General features: G+C 55.6%; 16 protein-coding genes. 8 read left to right on the top strand and 8 right to left on the bottom strand.

The annotated features are described in order from the left end of the window. Positions 1–174: 174 nt before the first annotated feature. The 4 genes from rseC to rpoE are packed head-to-tail and all read right to left on the bottom strand — an operon-like array spanning position 175 to position 2,865. Complete coding sequence (gene rseC, locus ABLV17_RS11555; RefSeq protein ID WP_032712292.1) at positions 175–654, bottom strand: SoxR-reducing system protein RseC; 480 nt, start codon at positions 652–654, stop codon at positions 175–177. Further along, positions 651–1,607: a sigma-E factor regulatory protein RseB gene (gene rseB, locus ABLV17_RS11550; protein ID WP_045392783.1), complete on the bottom strand. Its 957-nt coding sequence runs from the start codon at positions 1,605–1,607 to the stop codon at positions 651–653. Before rseB ends, rseC begins: the two co-directional genes overlap by 4 nt. Further along, a complete protein-coding gene (gene rseA / locus ABLV17_RS11545) occupies positions 1,607–2,257 on the bottom strand; it encodes an anti-sigma-E factor RseA (RefSeq protein ID WP_015370285.1) in 651 nt (216 codons plus the stop codon). Before rseA ends, rseB begins: the two co-directional genes overlap by 1 nt. A gap of 32 nt (positions 2,258–2,289) precedes the next feature. Next, positions 2,290–2,865, bottom strand: a complete 576-nt coding sequence (rpoE, locus tag ABLV17_RS11540) for an RNA polymerase sigma factor RpoE (protein WP_002914074.1) — start codon at positions 2,863–2,865, stop codon at positions 2,290–2,292. Positions 2,866–3,287: 422 nt separating this feature from the next. Here rpoE and nadB point away from each other — a divergent pair, with 422 nt between their 5' ends. Further along, on the top strand, positions 3,288–4,907 hold the full coding sequence (gene nadB / locus ABLV17_RS11535) for an L-aspartate oxidase (RefSeq protein ID WP_015703185.1): 1,620 nt from the start codon (positions 3,288–3,290) through the stop codon (positions 4,905–4,907). Here nadB and ABLV17_RS11530 read toward each other — a convergent pair. Continuing rightward, the gene (locus ABLV17_RS11530; protein ID WP_271031819.1) at positions 4,892–5,629 is read right to left on the bottom strand and encodes a tRNA1(Val) (adenine(37)-N6)-methyltransferase; all 738 of its coding nucleotides are present in this window, start codon (positions 5,627–5,629) and stop codon (positions 4,892–4,894) included. The genes nadB and ABLV17_RS11530 overlap by 16 nt on opposite strands. Before the next feature lie 130 nt (positions 5,630–5,759). Between ABLV17_RS11530 and srmB the strand changes: the two genes are divergently transcribed. Next, complete coding sequence (srmB, locus tag ABLV17_RS11525; protein WP_087858389.1) at positions 5,760–7,091, top strand: ATP-dependent RNA helicase SrmB; 1,332 nt, start codon at positions 5,760–5,762, stop codon at positions 7,089–7,091. Positions 7,092–7,137: 46 nt separating this feature from the next. Here srmB and grcA read toward each other — a convergent pair whose 3' ends face one another. Beyond that, complete coding sequence (grcA, locus tag ABLV17_RS11520) at positions 7,138–7,521, bottom strand: autonomous glycyl radical cofactor GrcA (protein ID WP_002914084.1); 384 nt, start codon at positions 7,519–7,521, stop codon at positions 7,138–7,140. A gap of 312 nt (positions 7,522–7,833) precedes the next feature. Between grcA and ung the strand changes: the two genes are divergently transcribed. Next, positions 7,834–8,523 (top strand): uracil-DNA glycosylase, encoded by a 690-nt coding sequence (ung, locus tag ABLV17_RS11515; RefSeq protein ID WP_020078167.1) that lies wholly within the window; start codon positions 7,834–7,836, stop codon positions 8,521–8,523. A 55-nt stretch (positions 8,524–8,578) separates the two neighbouring features. On the opposite strand, the gene ABLV17_RS11510 is transcribed toward ung, so the two are convergent. After that, entirely contained in the window at positions 8,579–9,649 is a 1,071-nt protein-coding gene (locus ABLV17_RS11510) for a tRNA/rRNA methyltransferase (protein WP_015703188.1), read from the bottom strand. A 204-nt stretch (positions 9,650–9,853) separates the two neighbouring features. Between ABLV17_RS11510 and trxC the strand changes: the two genes are divergently transcribed. The 5 genes from trxC to ABLV17_RS11485 all read left to right on the top strand — a co-directional run bounded on the left by trxC (position 9,854) and on the right by ABLV17_RS11485 (position 15,575). After that, positions 9,854–10,279 carry a thioredoxin TrxC gene (gene trxC / locus ABLV17_RS11505; protein WP_015370277.1) on the top strand — a complete coding sequence of 142 codons (426 nt, stop codon included), beginning with the start codon at positions 9,854–9,856 and terminating at the stop codon, positions 10,277–10,279. Between the two features lie 69 nt (positions 10,280–10,348). After that, entirely contained in the window at positions 10,349–11,047 is a 699-nt protein-coding gene (gene tapT, locus ABLV17_RS11500) for a tRNA-uridine aminocarboxypropyltransferase (protein ID WP_308958534.1), read from the top strand. Between the two features lie 35 nt (positions 11,048–11,082). Beyond that, complete coding sequence (gene pat, locus ABLV17_RS11495; protein ID WP_087858387.1) at positions 11,083–13,758, top strand: protein lysine acetyltransferase; 2,676 nt, start codon at positions 11,083–11,085, stop codon at positions 13,756–13,758. A 96-nt stretch (positions 13,759–13,854) separates the two neighbouring features. Beyond that, entirely contained in the window at positions 13,855–15,210 is a 1,356-nt protein-coding gene (pssA, locus tag ABLV17_RS11490; protein WP_308958535.1) for a CDP-diacylglycerol--serine O-phosphatidyltransferase, read from the top strand. Between the two features lie 41 nt (positions 15,211–15,251). Then, positions 15,252–15,575: a YfiM family lipoprotein gene (locus tag ABLV17_RS11485; RefSeq protein WP_087858385.1), complete on the top strand. Its 324-nt coding sequence runs from the start codon at positions 15,252–15,254 to the stop codon at positions 15,573–15,575. Positions 15,576–15,577: 2 nt separating this feature from the next. Here the strand turns inward: ABLV17_RS11485 and ABLV17_RS11480 are convergent, their stop codons facing one another. After that, a complete protein-coding gene (locus ABLV17_RS11480) occupies positions 15,578–16,876 on the bottom strand; it encodes an MFS transporter (RefSeq protein ID WP_213317566.1) in 1,299 nt (432 codons plus the stop codon). Positions 16,877–17,213 lie beyond the last annotated feature (337 nt).

Below are 17,213 nucleotides of genomic sequence, written 5' to 3'. Positions count from 1 at the left end.
AATTATGCCTTACGAGTCTCATGAGGCCGCTGTTCTGTGCCTGACGTTTTTTAATCCGAAAACGCCGCATTCTACACTACATCCGCGAAACCAGGAAATGCTGTTAGATCCAGCATAACGGCAGAATTGTGGCGTTGTATCAGGAAGCGTAAATAAAGATGAGGGACAGTGAAATCACTGCCCCATTTCAGAGGAAGGCGTATCAACGCGCAGCAAATCCGGCGGTAAACCGACGCTTAAAATCACCGGCTGCCACGACTGGCGAGCAGCCAGCTTCGGCGACAGCCCGCGCGCCACCAGGAATCCGCCGACGCCGCCAAGCAACGCGCCGCACAGCGAAGCAATATCGCTGGCAAACAACACCTGAAAAATAGATGCCATCACAAACAGCCCGAACAGCGGCGCCATGTAGACCAGCATCGCCGAACCCAGCAAGCTGCTTTCAGCAATGCCCAGCTCCACTTTTTGCCCGGCCGTCAGCGGCTGGTCGCAGGGAACGCTAATGGTATGGCTGGTTTGCGGCCCCAGTTTATTGAGCACCCGGCTACCGCAACCGGCGCGCGAGGCGCAGCTGCTGCAAGAGGCTTTAACATCGCAGTGAACCTGCGCCACGCCGTTATGCCAGGAGACGACAGTCGCCCACTCTTTGATCATTGCGCGGCCCTGAACTTAATGCTGTCTGAGATACGTTTTGCCGTCTGCGGCGGTAATTCGCCAACCACCGAGATTTCGGCGTTATCGCGCACCGAAGTGCTGACGGTACGGCGACCGGTGCGCAGCAGCTGATCGCTGCTGTTAGCCGTCGCGCGGTTAACGTTAACGGAGAAGCTAAACAGACCGTCGGAATAGAGACGAGACTCGACCGGACCGTCGAAGGTCGGTAAACGACGCTGGCTGCTGGAAACTTCCGTCACGCCCTGCGGCAGCCAGGTTGGCGCCCAGTTAAAGTTGGCTTTATTGCCGCTTTCCGGAACCGACAGTTGCGGCGGCAGGCTGGCTTTTGACAGCGCTTCCATACTCGAGCTTACGTTATCACCGATATTGAATGAGACCACCCGGAACTGCTCCAGGGTTTCACCGTCGCGGTCGAGCAAGTCGACGCGTAGCGGCAGCTTGGTCTCGGCATCCAACCACGCAATGTAGCTATAGCGCGTACCGTCGCGGGCCACCACGCGCACTACATCGCACAGGCGATCGGCGATACGCGTCCGGCCAACGGAGATGAAATCATAATACGAGGCCAGCTTTTTGAAATCGGTATACACCAGAGACGGCAAGGAATCGACGATATAGTCGCCGTTCAGGGTGAAGGGATCGAGACCGGGTTCAAAATAGCTGATTTCAGTACCGCGCAGCACCACTTCCCGACGAGGACCGTCGAGCTGCAGCAACTGAGCAAGGGGCTGGTTGTTCAACCGCACGTGACGATAGCGCAGCGACTCAACGCCCTGTTTGTTGATACTGACAAAAGACAGCTCGTAGTTGAGGGACTGGCTAGCCAGGTTCATCTGCTGCAACAACGCCCCGGACGATGTATCAGCCGAGGCGTTGGTGGAGAAGAACAGGCTGCCTGCCATGAGCGACATGGCACACCAAAGTTGCTTCATTACTGCGATTGCGTTCCTAAAGTTTGATAACCCGGCACCTGAACAGCGGCTTGCTGAGTCTGGGCCTGGCCAAACTGAAGCTGCTCAGCGTGCAGGCGACGCTGCAATTCATAGTCCTGCAGCATAGCATTAATACGACGACGTTGCTCCTGAACCTGCGCCTGCTGACCGCTGCCGGCGGAGGCATCGGCCGGAACGCCCAGGCTAACCGGGCTAGCTTTGCCCATCATCGGCATGGTGTTGAAGACTGGCGCTTCCGGCTGCTGGGAGGCATCGGAGTGTCCGTTATACTGCTGGACACCGACGATAACGGCCAGAGAAACGCACGCTGCCACGCCCATTTGGGTAAGCGAGCTGGCCCACGGGCGCACTTTCTGCCAGAAAGGCATTTGACGCCACTGGTGTGGAGCGGGTTGAGATTCAGGAATAAGCGGCGCAACCTGACGAGCAGGTTCGTTCTCGATGGCGGCCATCACGCGAGCTGAGATATCAAATTGGAGCATCTCAGCGGTATCGCCTCGCAGCGTGTCGCGGATGAGATGGTAGCTCTCCCAGGTTTTTTGCATTTCAGAAGAACGACTCAGCTCATTGAGCAGCTCGTTATCCAGCGTTTCACCATCCATTAAGGCCGAAAGTTTTTCTTTCTGCATGCCTGATACCCTTTTCCAGTATTCCGCTATCGTCAACGCCTGATTAGCGGTTGAACTTTATTATCAATAGCTTCACGTGCCCGGAAGATACGCGAACGTACCGTGCCAACCGGACAATCCATGATGGCGGCTATTTCTTCATAGCTCAGGCCATCCAGCTCCCGCAACGTAATTGCCATGCGTAAATCTTCCGGGAGCGATTCAATGGTACGAAAAACTATTTGTCTCAGCTCTTCTGACAACATTAAGTTCTCAGGGTTCGAAATTTCTTTCAATGCCCCGCCGCTTTCGAAGTTTTCCGCCTCGTTGGCGTCAACATCGCTTGATGGCGGACGGCGTCCCTGAGCAACCAGATAATTCTTTGCCGTGTTCACGGCGATACGATACAACCAGGTATAAAAAGCGCTATCCCCCCGGAAAGAATCCAGCGCACGCCACGCCTTCACGAACGATTCCTGAACAACGTCAGCGATATCGCCCGGCGGTACATAGCGGGAGACCAGGCTTGCCACCTTGTGCTGATAGCGCACTACCAGTAGGTTAAAGGCTTTCTGATCTCCTTTCTGGACCCGTTCAACGAGGACCTGATCCGTTAACTGCTCGCTCATCCGAGGTAATGTCTCCCCAAACCCAATTCCCATGCGTATTCAGAACACCACCCAAGCACTGCATTATGAGCAAGCAGACGTTTGGAGTGTCTGAACACAATAAAGTTCCGTTACGCTTTTGATTTTTGTCTGACAACGGTGGACTGATTGTTATCTCTCATTATAAGTCCCGTTGTTCAACGCCAGGTAAGCTAATGAAGAAAAAGCGCAAGGCCCGCCTGAAGGGTAACGTAACCCAACTTATTTTTCACTATAAAATCTGAAGGTAACGGTCTGCTTCGCAAATATTTTCTTTCGTTTACATATTTACTTTTCCGCCTGCCTTGTTTAGCCCGCACAACTATTCACGAAAATAATTGTACGATTTAGCCCCACCAGGTGCTATGGTGAGGCTATTGTGTTTAGTAAATTAAACAGAAGCTATGAAGACGACTCCCGACTTTTCCTGCGATGTATTGATTATCGGCAGCGGCGCTGCCGGATTGTCTCTGGCGCTGCGCCTGGCGGAACGCCACTCGGTTACCGTCCTGAGCAAAGGCCCGGTTAGCGAAGGTTCAACTTTCTATGCCCAAGGAGGGATTGCCGCCGTTTTCGACGAAACCGACAGCATCGAATCCCACGTCGAAGATACGCTCATCGCCGGGGCCGGCCTTTGCGACCGTCATGCCGTCTCCTTTGTCGCAAGCAACGCCAAACCCTGCGTACAGTGGCTTATCGATCAGGGGGTACTGTTTGATACCCAGGTCCAGGCCAATGGCGAAGAGAGCTACCATCTGACCCGCGAAGGCGGCCATAGCCATCGGCGGATCCTGCATGCCGCCGATGCCACCGGTAAAGAGGTTGAGACGACGTTGGTTGGCAAAGCGCTGGCACATCCGAATATCACCATTCTGGAACGTAGCAACGCGGTTGACCTGATTATCTCCGATAAGATTGGCCTGCCGGGTACCCGGCGGGTGGTGGGCGCATGGATCTGGAACCGTAATAAGGAAAAGGTAGAAACCTGCAGCGCAAGAGCCGTGGTGCTCGCGACCGGCGGCGCAGCTAAAGTCTATCAATACACCACCAACCCTGATGTCTCCTCCGGCGACGGCATCGCCATGGCCTGGCGCGCGGGATGCCGTGTGGCCAATCTCGAATTTAACCAGTTCCACCCTACCGCGCTGTTTCATCCACAGGCGCGAAACTTCCTCCTGACGGAAGCCCTGCGCGGCGAAGGCGCGCTGTTGAAACGGCCTGACGGTAGCCGCTTTATGCCGGACTTCGACGAGCGCGGCGAACTGGCCCCGCGCGATATCGTCGCCCGCGCCATCGACCATGAGATGAAACGCCTCGGCGTCGACTGCATGTATCTGGATATTAGCCATAAGCCCGAAGCGTTTATTCGCCAACATTTCCCGATGATTTATGAAAAGCTACTCGGCCTCGGCATTGATTTAACCAAAGAGCCGGTGCCTATCGTGCCAGCCGCCCACTATACCTGCGGCGGCGTGATGGTGGATGATAACGGACGTACCGACGTCGACGGCCTTTACGCTATCGGCGAGGTGAGCTACACCGGGCTGCACGGCGCCAACCGCATGGCCTCGAACTCATTGCTGGAGTGTCTGGTGTACGGCTGGTCGGCAGCCGAGGACATTGCCAAACGCCTGCCGCTGGCGCAAGCGGCGGAACAGCTGCCGCCGTGGGATGAAAGCCAGGTTGAGATCCCGGATGAACTGGTGGTGATTCAACATAACTGGCACGAACTGCGCCTGCTAATGTGGGATTATGTCGGAATTGTGCGTACCACCCGCCGGCTGGAACGAGCGCTGCGGCGTATTACTATGCTGCAGCAAGAGTTGGATGAGTATTACGCGCGTTTTCGCGTCTCCAATAACTTACTGGAGCTACGCAATCTGGTGCAGGTGGCCGAGCTTATCGTGCGTTGCGCCATGCAGCGTAAGGAGAGCCGCGGCCTGCACTATACGCTCGACTATCCGGACACGCTGGAAAACAGCGGTCCGTCGGTGCTCTCGCCGCTTGCTCACATAAAGAGATAGAAATCGCGGGTCAGGGCGGTAAAGCCTTCAGAGTACTGCTGCTCTGGCCCACGAACCACCAGCCGATCGCTGAAACACTCGCCGGCGCAGGGAGAGAATGCCAGCAGGACGCGATGCGGCGGACGCATTTCTGTTTCCGCCACGTCGGTGCGTAAGCGCAAATGCCATCCCATCGCTTTCGCCCTATCGACAAACGCATTACCAATATCCACCGGCAGCACTACGCAGAAAAAGCCCTCCTCGGTAATCAGATCCGCGGCGCAGGCGAGCAGCGTCGTATGATCGAGCGAGGTGGTATAACGCGCTTGTTCGCGCTGCGACGTCGCGCAAGGTACACCTTCGGCAAAAAACGGCGGATTGCTGACGATAAGCTCATAGCGCCGCGGCGGCTGCGGCTGCCACTGCTGAATCGGCGCCTGAAATACCGCGACGCGTCCAGACCAGCTGCTGGCCGCCACGTTATCCCGCGCCTGCGCCGCGGCCTCTTCATCCAACTCCACCGCATCCAATTGGACCGAATCCGCGGTACGCTGGGCTAACATTAATGCCAACAAACCGCTCCCGGTTCCGATATCCAGCACGTGCTTCACCTGAGCAATCGGCGCCCAGGCGCCCAGCAGAATACCGTCGGTACCGACTTTCATGGCGCAGCGATCGTGGGCGACAAAAAATTGTTTAAAGGTAAAACCATTGCGCGGCAGCGCAAACTTCGACTGAGACATCCTCAAAACCTTGCTGACGAAAACTCCTGTGCTTAAGGCTATGCACAATACCGGAGAACAGATAGCCTTACAAACAGATGAACATTACGTCAGTAACGTCTATAATCGGCGGCCCACTCAGAGGTAGAACATGACTGTAACGACTTTTTCCGAACTTGAACTCGACGAAAACCTGCTGGAAGCGCTCCAGGATAAAGGTTTCACACGCCCGACAGCCATTCAGGCCGCCGCTATTCCGCCTGCGCTTGATGGCCGTGATATTCTCGGTTCTGCGCCGACAGGCACCGGTAAAACTGCGGCATATTTGCTGCCAGCGTTGCAGCATCTGCTTGATTTCCCGCGTAAGAAATCGGGGCCGCCGCGGATCCTTATCCTGACGCCGACCCGCGAGCTGGCGATGCAGGTTGCCGATCACGCCCGCGAACTGGCGAAGCATACCCATCTGGATATTGCCACCATTACCGGCGGCGTTGCGTACATGAACCACGCGGAAGTGTTCAGCGAAAACCAGGATATCGTGGTCGCCACCACCGGTCGCCTGCTGCAGTATATTAAAGAAGAGAACTTCGACTGCCGCGCGGTAGAAACGCTGATCCTTGATGAAGCGGACCGCATGCTGGACATGGGCTTTGCCCAGGATATCGAAACCATCGCCGGTGAAACCCGCTGGCGCAAGCAGACCATGCTGTTTTCCGCCACGCTGGAAGGCGATGCAATTAAAGACTTTGCCGAACGCCTGCTGGAAGAGCCGGTTGAAGTTTCTGCAAATCCGTCGACCCGCGAACGTAAAAAAATTCACCAGTGGTACTATCGCGCCGATGATATCGATCATAAAACCGCGCTGCTGGTTAATCTGCTGAAGCAACCGGAAGCAACCCGCTCTATCGTGTTCGTGCGTAAACGCGAGCGCGTTCACGAACTGGCCGCTAAGCTGCACGAAGCTGGCATTACCACCTGCTGGCTGGAAGGCGAAATGGTGCAGATCAAACGTAACGAAGCGATTAAACGCCTGACCGATGGTCGCGTGAACGTGCTGATTGCCACCGACGTCGCCGCGCGCGGTATTGATATTCCGGATGTCAGCCACGTGTTTAACTTCGATATGCCGCGCACCGCCGATATCTATCTGCACCGTATTGGCCGTACCGGCCGTGCTGGTAAGAAAGGCACCGCTATTTCGCTGGTTGAAGCGCACGATCACCTGCTGCTGGGCAAAATCGGCCGCTACGTTGAAGAACCGCTGAAAGCGCGCGTGATTGATGAATTGCGACCGAAAACCCGCGCGCCGAGCGAGAAGTTAACCGGTAAGCCTTCAAAGAAAGTACTGGCGAAACGCGCCGAGAAAAAAGAGAAAGAAAAAGAGAAGCCGCGGGTGAAGAAACGCCACCGCGATACCAAAAACATCGGTAAGCGCCGTAAGCCAAGCGCTGCCGGGACGCCGTCAACGTCTAACGAAGAGTAAAAAAAAACGCCGGGATATCCCGGCGTTTTCACATCTGGCTTCAGCCTTACAGGCTTTCGGTAAAGGTACGAGCGATAACGTCGCGCTGCTGTTCCGGAGTCAGAGAGTTAAAACGTACCGCGTAGCCGGAAACACGAATAGTCAGCTGCGGGTATTTTTCCGGGTGCTCAACGGCATCCAGCAGGGTTTCACGACGCAGCACGTTCACGTTCAGGTGCTGACCGCCTTCCACGCGGACTTCCGGTTTCACGTCTACCGGGATTTCACGGTATTCGATTTCACCCAGTTTGCTCACCGCAACCACGTCATCTTCCGCAAAACCACCCTTGGCACACAGGCAGCGCGCTTCGCCTTTTTCGCTATCCAGCAGCCAGAAAGAGTTCAGCAGGTCGTCGTTTGCCGCTTTAGTAATTTGGATACCAGTAATCATTTGATGCCTCCCAGGCAGTGTTTATTCGATTTTGGCCTCTTAGCGGCCAATTGGTAAAACCATTGTTGTATGAGTGTATATATATCAGCCGCTCACCCGGCATTCATTGATTTAAATCAACAAAAACCACTCACTCAAAGTGGGTATATAGGGATAGTATTGTTTTACATCAAGTTACGCCAGTAGATGCCATAAAAAATATTGTAAATTTTCAATTTTTTTTATGCGCAATCAGTCAGGAATAACGTCGCGATTTTGTTATGCAGAAAGAAGCAGTTAAGCTATGGGCATGACACTTTGCAGGAGAGCAAGATGACCACCCCATTAACCTGGCACGACGTGCTGGCGGAAGAGAAGCAGCAGCCCTATTTTCTCAACACCCTCAAGACCGTCGCCGAAGAGCGCCAGTCCGGCATGACTATCTATCCGCCGCAGAAAGATGTCTTTAACGCCTTTCGCTATACCGAACTGGGCGAGGTCAAAGTGGTCATCTTAGGTCAGGATCCCTATCACGGCCCGGGACAGGCGCACGGTCTGGCCTTTTCTGTTTTACCGGGAGTGCAGATACCGCCGTCGCTGCTGAACATGTATAAAGAGCTGGAAGGCACCATCCCCGGCTTTCAGCGCCCGGCGCATGGTTATCTCGAAAGCTGGGCACGCCAGGGCGTGCTTCTGCTTAATACCGTGTTAACGGTGCGCGCCGGCCAGGCGCATTCACACGCCAGTCTCGGCTGGGAAACCTTTACCGATAAAGTGATAGCGCTGATTAACCAGCATTGTGAAGGAGTGGTATTTTTATTGTGGGGCGCACACGCGCAGAAAAAAGGCGCCATTATCGATCGCCAGCGCCATTGCGTGCTGAAAGCGCCGCACCCATCGCCGCTGTCGGCGCACCGCGGTTTCTTCGGCTGCAACCACTTTGTGCAAACCAACCAGTGGCTGGCCGAACGCGGTGAGGCGCCCATTGACTGGATGCCGGTGCTGCCCGCTGAAAGCGAGTAAGCGACGGCAATAAAAAAGCCAGCATCAGCTGGCTTTTTGCATTCAGAGACCGATATCAGGCCTTATTCTGACGCCACCATTCCGCCAGCAGCACGCCGGTCGCCACGGAGACGTTAAGGCTTTCGACGTTACCGGTGCCGTCGATGGCGACGTTGAGGTCAGAGCTGGAGATCGCCGCATCGGACAGACCGTCGCGCTCCTGGCCTAATACCAGCACCATTTTTTTCGGCAGCTCGGCCTTAAACAGCGGCGTACCGTTATGGCTGGACGTAGAGACGATAGCGTAGCCAGCCTGACGGAACTGCGTCAGGGTATCGATAAAGCTGTCGCCGGTGATCGGCTCAACATGTTCCGCACCGCCTTCTGCAGTACGGATCGCCGCGCCAGACTCCAGCACGCCGGCATCCTGCACTACTACGCCTTTCACGCCAAAGTGCGCGCAGCTACGCATAATCGCGCCGAGGTTGTGCGGGTTGCCGACATCTTCCAGCGCCAGTACGCAATCTTCGGCTTCTGCTTTCGCCACCCACTGGGCCACGGAAGTACCATGACGTTTTTTGATCAGGAAACAGACGCCGCCGTGGTGTTCGGTACCAGACGCCTTCGCCAGCTCGGCTTCGTCCACAACGTGGTAGGCCTTACGGTTGGCCGCCATCCAGCGCAGCGCCTCTTTAAAGCGCGGAGTGACGCTCTGGATAAACCAGGCACGTACGATGGCTTCCGGACGGCTCTGGAACAGCGCCTGACAGGCGTTCTCGCCGTAGACGCGAGTCTCTTCGGCACGTTGACGACGCAGTACTTCCGGATCGATAAAGCTCTTACCGCTGATGCCGCCGTGATCTTCTTTTACCGGCGTCTCATCGCCAGGGGCGCGGGAAACGGTACGCCACGGGGATGCATCATCACGGTTAAAATCATTGCGCTTGCGATCGTCGCGTTTGCGATCGTCGCCGCGGCTGTTACGTTCATCGCGCGCAGGGCGGCTGCGGCCGTCAACACGTGACTTTCCTGGACGACCTCCCCCTTTCCCGGTACGAGGGTTATGGGTACGTTTGTCAGAATCATCATCACTGCGGACATACATCACTTTGACCTTGCCGCTTTTATTTTTCAGTTCGTCGCTCATCTATTTTCTCCACCTGCGCTGCGCGAAGCGCGAAGATTACCCGATGTATCTTCACTTAGCCATTATTTCATTTAAAAGCCTTGGTCTATTGTAACCATCGAACAAAAGACATTGTCCTTTATTCGCGCCTCATCGATAATATGTAACATTACAGAAACAAATCGGCCACGTGCCGCGCTGCAACCCCATAACCAGAGGTTAGTTATGAATACCGTTTGTGCCAGTTGTCAGGCTCTTAACCGCATCCCCGAAGACCGTAGCGCTGATGGCGCCAAGTGCGGACGCTGCGGCCACGATCTTTTTGACGGCGATGTCATCAACGCGACCGGGGCAACGCTGGATAAACTATTAAAGGACGATCTGCCAGTCGTTATTGATTTCTGGGCCCCGTGGTGCGGCCCATGCCGTAGCTTCGCGCCGATCTTTGAAGATGTGGCTGAAGAGCGCAGCGGCGAAATGCGTTTTGTGAAAGTGAACACCGAAGCCGAACGCGAACTGAGCGCTCGCTTCCGCATCCGTAGCATTCCAACCATTATGATGTTCAAAAATGGTGAAATGGTCGACATGCTGAATGGCGCCGTCCCCAAAGCGCCCTTCGATAGCTGGCTGAACGAAGCCAACCAGCAGTAAACCCACCGGGGCACCGCTTGTGCCCCGTTTTCTCCTCTGCGACAATAGCGTTTTTCATTAGCGACTCCCATGATTGATAACGCTGTCCTTCGGCTACGCGCCGAACGCCTCGCGCGCGCAACCCGGCCTTTTCTTGCTCGCGGCAACCGCATCCGCCGCTGTCAGCGCTGCCTGCTCCCCCTAAAACAGTGTCTGTGCGCAACGCTGGCGCCGGCACCTGCCGACAGCCGTTTTTGCCTGGTGATGTTCGACACCGAGCCAATGAAGCCCAGCAATACCGGACGCCTTATCGCCGATATTCTGCCCAACACCGAAGCATTTCAGTGGTCGCGTACCGAGCCGCCGCGGGCGCTGCTCGATCTGGTCACCAACCCTGATTATCAGCCTATGGTCGTCTTTCCGGCCTCTTATGCCGGAGCGGATCGTCAGGTACTGAGCGCCCCGCCGGAGGGTAAGCCGCCGCTGTTTATTATGCTCGACGGCACCTGGACGGAAGCGCGGAAAATGTTTCGCAAAAGCCCGTATCTCGATGCGCTGCCGGTGATCTCTGTCGACCTGTCGCGCATCTCCGCCTATCACCTGCGCGAGGCCCATGCCGACGGCCAGTACTGTACGGCGGAAGTCGCCATCGCCCTGCTGGACTTAGCCGGCGACGCGCAGGCGGCTGCCGCGCTTGGCGATCACTTTAGCCTGTTCAGAAGCCGCTATCTGGCGGGAAAAACGCAGCATAAGGGCAGTATCACAGCACAACAGGCTGAAAGCGTTTAAAATCATTCGGTCACTGGGGATCAAAGGAGACCGGTATGAGCCAACGAGGCCTGGAAGCACTGCTGCGGCCAAAATCGATCGCCGTCATTGGCGCATCGATGAAACCGCAGCGCGCTGGCTATTTAATGATGCGCAATCTGTTGGCCGGCGGTTTTAATGGCCCGGTCCTGCCGGTGACGCCCGCCTGGAAGGCGGTGCTTGGCGTACTGGCGTGGCCGACTATCGACAGCCTGCCGTTTACCCCGGACCTGGCGGTGCTCTGTACTAACGCCCGGCGCAACCTCGAGTTGCTCGAGGCCTTAGGGCGGAAAGGGTGTAAAACCTGCATTATCCTCTCTTCACAGCCGGATCAGTACCCGGCGCTGCTCGAATGCGCCGCCCGTTATCAAATGCGTCTGCTCGGCCCCAACAGCCTGGGGCTACTGGCACCGTGGCAGGGGCTGAACGCCAGCTTTTCGCCGGTCCCTATCCAGCGCGGCAAGCTGGCGTTTATCTCGCAATCCGCCGCCGTCTCTAACACCATTCTGGACTGGGCGCAGCAGCGTGAAATGGGTTTTTCGTACTTTATTGCGCTGGGCGATAGCCTTGATATCGACGTCGACGACCTGCTCGATTTTCTCGCCCGCGATAGCAAAACCAGCGCTATCCTGCTCTATCTGGAGCATCTCAGCGATGCCCGGCGTTTTGTCTCCGCTGCCCGTAGCGCCTCGCGTAATAAACCCATTCTGGTCATTAAAAGCGGCCGCAGCCCGGCGGCGCAGAAATTACTGCATGTAAACTCAGGGATGGATCCCGCCTGGGACGCCGCTATTCAGCGGGCGGGGCTGCTGCGCGTGCAGGACACCCATGAACTCTTTTCCGCCGTTGAAACCCTGAGCCATATGCGCCCATTGCGCGGCGAAAAGCTGATGATCATCAGTAATGGCGCCGCGCCGGCAGCGCTGGCGTTGGACGAACTGTGGCTGCGTAACGGCAAGCTCGCCAATCTCAGTGAAGCCACCTGTGACCAGCTCAGGCAGGCGTTACCGACAGGCGTCGAAGTGGCTAATCCTCTGGATCTGCGCGATGACGCCAGTAGCGAGCACTATCTCAAAGCGCTGAATGTATTGCTGGACAGCCAGGATTATGATGCGCTGCTGGTGATTCACTCCCCCAGCGCCGCGGCGCCGGGTACCGAAAGCGCGCTGGCGTTGATTGATGCCCTTAAGCGTCATCCGCGCGGAAAATACGTCACGGTGCTGACGAACTGGTGCGGGGAGTTCTCCTCCCAGGAGGCGCGACGGCTATTTAGCGAGGCAGGTATTCCAACCTATCGCACACCCGAGGGTACCATTACCGCCTTTATGCATATGGTGGAATACCGTCGCAACCAGAAACAGCTCCGTGAAACGCCGGTATTGTCCGATACGTTGACCGCCAATACCGCCGAGGCTCACACGCTGTTGCAGCGCGCGCTGAGCGAAGGCGCGACCTCACTGGACACCCATGAGGTCAGCCCGGTGCTGCGCGCCTACGGCATCCATACTCTTCCCACCTGGATTGCCGCCGACAGCGCCGAAGCGGTACATATCGCCGAGCAGATTGGCTACCCGGTGGCCTTGAAGTTACGTTCGCCGGATATTCCGCATAAATCTGAAGTTCAGGGCGTTATGCTCTATTTGCGTACTGCTGCTGAAGTCCAGCAGGCGGCGGACGCGATTATTGACCGGGTAAAAATGGCCTGGCCGCAGGCGCGCATTCATGGCCTGTTGGTACAGAGCATGGCCAACCGCGCCGGGGCACAGGAACTTCGGGTCGTCGTCGAGCATGACCCGCTTTTCGGCCCGCTGATTATGCTTGGCGAGGGCGGCGTCGAATGGCGAGCGGAAAATCAAGCCGCGGTCGCCCTGCCGCCGCTGAATATGAACCTGGCGCGTTATCTGGTGATCCAGGCCATCAAGAGCAAAAAGATCCGCGGACGCAGCGCGCTACGCCCGCTTGATATTCCCGGTCTCAGCCAGTTGCTGGTACAGGTCTCTAACCTGATCGTCGATTGCCCCGAGATCCAGCGGCTGGATATTCACCCCTTGCTTGCTTCCGGCAACGAATTTACCGCCCTCGACGTTACTCTCAGCCTGGCGCCATTTAGCGGCGACAGCGAAAGCCGGCTGGCAGTCAGACCCTATCCGCAGCAACTTGAGGAATGGGTGGTAATGAAAAACGGCGAGCGCTGCCTGTTCCGGCCGATCCTGCCTGAGGATGAACCTCTGTTATTAGCCTTTATTGAGCAGGTCACCAAAGAAGATCTCTATTACCGCTACTTCAGCGAGATCAACGAATTCACCCATGACGACTTAGCCAATATGACGCAGATCGACTACGATCGTGAAATGGCTTTTGTTGCGGTACGCGCCACGGAGCAAGGAAGCGAGATCCTCGGCGTGACCAGAGCGATTTCCGACCCTGATAATATTGATGCCGAGTTTGCCGTACTGGTACGCTCGGACCTGAAAGGTCTAGGCCTTGGCCGACAGCTCCTTGAAAAGCTGATCGCCTACACGCAAGGACACGGATTACAGCGCTTAAATGGCATCACCATGCCAAATAACCGCGGCATGATAGGCCTCGCCAGGAAACTTGGCTTTGCAGTGGATATCCAGTTAGAAGACGGAATTGTAAGCCTGTCTCTTGCACTAAATACGTTACATTCGGTGACAAGCGACAGCAATTAATGACCACATTCGCGGGTAGTGATGGTATTATTGCCCGCTTACGTCGTCTGCATGGTACAGAAGACCCTTCAATAAACAGAGAAGAAACGCACTGTGATGTTGTCAAAATTTAAGCGTAATAAACATCAACAACACCTTGCCCAACTCCCTAAGCTCTCTCAGTCAGTTGATGATATCGAGTTCTTTTACGCGCCGGCTGATTTCCGCCAGGCGCTACTGGCAAAGATAGCCCACGCCACCCAGCGTATTTGCATTATTGCGCTCTACCTCGAGCAAGATGATGGCGGAAAAGGAATACTGCAAGCCCTGTATGACGCTAAACGTCAACGTCCGGAACTGGATGTACGCGTGCTAGTTGACTGGCATCGCGCCCAGCGCGGCCGCATCGGCGCAGCAGCCTCCAATACCAATGCCGACTGGTACTGTCGTATGGCCCAGGAAAACCCTGGGATTGAAATCCCGGTCTATGGCGTCCCGGTCAATACCCGGGAAGCGCTCGGCGTGCTCCATTTTAAAGGCTTCATCATCGACGATAGCGTCATCTATAGCGGCGCCAGCCTGAATGATGTGTACCTGCATCAGCATGATAAATATCGCTACGATCGCTATCAGTGCATCCGCAACGGCAAGATGGCCGACGTAATGTTCGACTGGGTCGAGCACAACCTGGTACAGGGGCGCGGCGTAAATCGACTGGATCGCCCGGATCGGCCGAAAAGCCCGGAAATCAAAAATGATATCCGCCTGTATCGCCAGGATCTGCGCGAAAGCGGCTATCACTTCACCGGCAATGCCGATGAAGATCAACTGTCAGTCACACCGCTGGTCGGGCTCGGTAAATCGAGCCTGCTCAACAAGACTATCTTCCACCTGATGCCGTGTGCGGAACATAAGCTGACCATCTGCACCCCGTATTTCAACCTGCCCGCCGTACTGGTCAGAAATATTATTTCTCTGCTACGCAACGGCAAAAAAGTGGAAATCATCGTCGGCGATAAGACCGCGAACGACTTCTATATCCCGGAAGATCAGCCGTTTAAAATCATCGGCGCATTGCCTTATTTGTACGAAATTAACCTGCGTCGCTTCCTGAGCCGACTGCAATATTATGTGAATACCGATCAGCTCATCGTGCGTTTATGGAAAGATGACGATAACAGCTACCACCTGAAAGGTATGTGGGTTGATAACGAATGGATGCTGTTGACCGGCAACAACCTCAATCCGCGCGCCTGGCGGCTGGATTTGGAAAATGCCGTGCTTATCCACGATCCTAAGCATCAACTGCGCGAAATGCGGGAAAAGGAGCTTCAGCTCATCCGTACGCATACGACGGTAGTGAAGCATTATCGCGATCTACAAAGCATCGCCGACTATCCGGTGAAGGTGAAAAAGCTCATCCGCCGTCTGCGACGCATCCGCATCGACCGTCTTATCAGCCGCATTCTCTAAGATCAACGCCCCGTAATACGGGGCTTTTTTCAGGAAGCACTATGCGCTACTTCGTGATTATTATCCCTCTTCTGCTCAGTGGTTGCAGCCATATGGCCAATGATTCCTGGCGTGGTCAGGACAAGGCCCAACACTTTCTCGCGTCGGCAATGCTCTCCGCGGCCGGCAATGAATATGCGCAGCATCAGGGATACAGCCGCGATCGCAGCGCCGCCATCGGCCTGATGTTTTCCGTTAGTCTGGGGGCATCAAAAGAGTTATGGGACAGCCGCCCGGCTGGGAGCGGCTGGAGCTGGAAGGATTTCGCCTGGGATGTCGCCGGCGCCACCACCGGCTATGCGGTGTGGCAACTGGCGCATCAATAAGGTTACAAACGCAGGCCCTTCCCTTTGCCATGTAGCATCAGGGAGACCAGGAAGGCAATCGCCGCCATTACCGTCACGTACCAGTAGAAGGCATTTTCCATTCCCGCAGATTTAAGCGACAGCGCGACATATTCAGCCGAACCGCCGAACAGCGCGTTTGCTACCGCATAGGACAGGCCCACGCCCAGCGCGCGAACCTGTGCCGGAAACATTTCCGCCTTCAGGATACCGCTGATGGAAGTGTAGAAGCTGACGATCAACAACGCGCAAATCACCAGCGCAAATGCGGCATACGGCGAGCTAACATTCTGCAGCGCACTCAAGATTGGCACGGTAAACAGCGTCGCCAGCACGCCGAAGCATAGCATTGAAGTGCGGCGCCCCACCTTATCCGAGAAGGCGCCAAACAGCGGTTGTACCAGCATATACACGAAAAGCGCCGCCGTCATAATCATGCTGGCGGTGCTGGCCGACATGCCTGCGGTATTCACCAGATATTTTTGCATGTAGGTGGTGAAGGTGTAAAAAGTCAGCGAGCCAGCGGCGGTAAAGCCCAGCACCATGACAAAAGCGCGGCGATTACGCCACAAACCTTTAAAGGAACCGGCCTCTTTCAGCGCACGAGTTTCCTGCTTCGAGGTTTCATCCAACTGACGGCGCAGCCACAGCGCGACGATGGCCAGTACGGCGCCCAGCGCAAAAGGAATACGCCATCCCCAGGCATGCAAGTCTTCATCACTGAGGATTTGCTGTAGCGCGACAACGACCAGTACCGCCAGCAATTGACCGCCAATTAACGTAACGTACTGGAAAGAGGCGTAGAATCCTTTCTTTCCTTCTACTGCCACTTCACTCATGTAGGTCGCGCTGGTGCCATATTCCCCGCCAACGGACAGACCCTGGAACAGACGTGCCAGCAACAGCAGCGCCGGTGCCCAGGTACCGATAGTGGCGTATCCCGGTAGACAAGCAATCACCAGCGAGCCGAAGCACATCATGCATACCGAAATAAGCATTGAGGCTTTACGTCCGCGCCGGTCAGCAATGCGGCCAAATAGCCAGCCGCCGATGGGGCGCATCAGGAAGCCAGCGGCAAAAACTCCGGCTGTTTGTAACAATTGAGTGGTGGTATTTCCTGAAGGGAAGAAGATGTGCGCAAAATAGAGTGAGCAAAATGAGTAGACATAAAAATCAAACCATTCCACCAGGTTCCCTGAAGATGCCCCCACAATTGCCCATACACGGCGCCGGGTATCGCCCTGCTCCAGGGAACCCTGCTCGTTAATGCTACTTTCTGTCATTATAATTTTGCTCCAGCAAAGACCGTAATCTGTCTCATCGGGCGTGACACGTCACTCAGACAAATTAATTAGTGAACCAAATGTTATATAATTGTTATTTATTTATATGTGATTGTATTCACATTTTTTTTCGTAACACCGGTTTTCGCGATTAACGTCAGCACATGAGCAGTGAAAAAGTGAATTATGGCGAAGTGGTTACAACGACGGGGTTTTATATGGCTTTGAATGAAGGTGATCGTGTGGATATGGCGCGCTCCTCCCCGCAGGAGGTGCGGATCGGTAGCCCCGGTAAGCGCAGCGCCACCGGGGAGATGGCGGCGCGTCTGGCCGCAAA

The organism is Klebsiella sp. CN_Kp091, assembly GCF_040065095.1.
GTDB classification, from domain to species: domain Bacteria; phylum Pseudomonadota; class Gammaproteobacteria; order Enterobacterales; family Enterobacteriaceae; genus Klebsiella; species Klebsiella aerogenes.
This window is presented reverse-complemented; position numbering and strand designations above follow the sequence as displayed.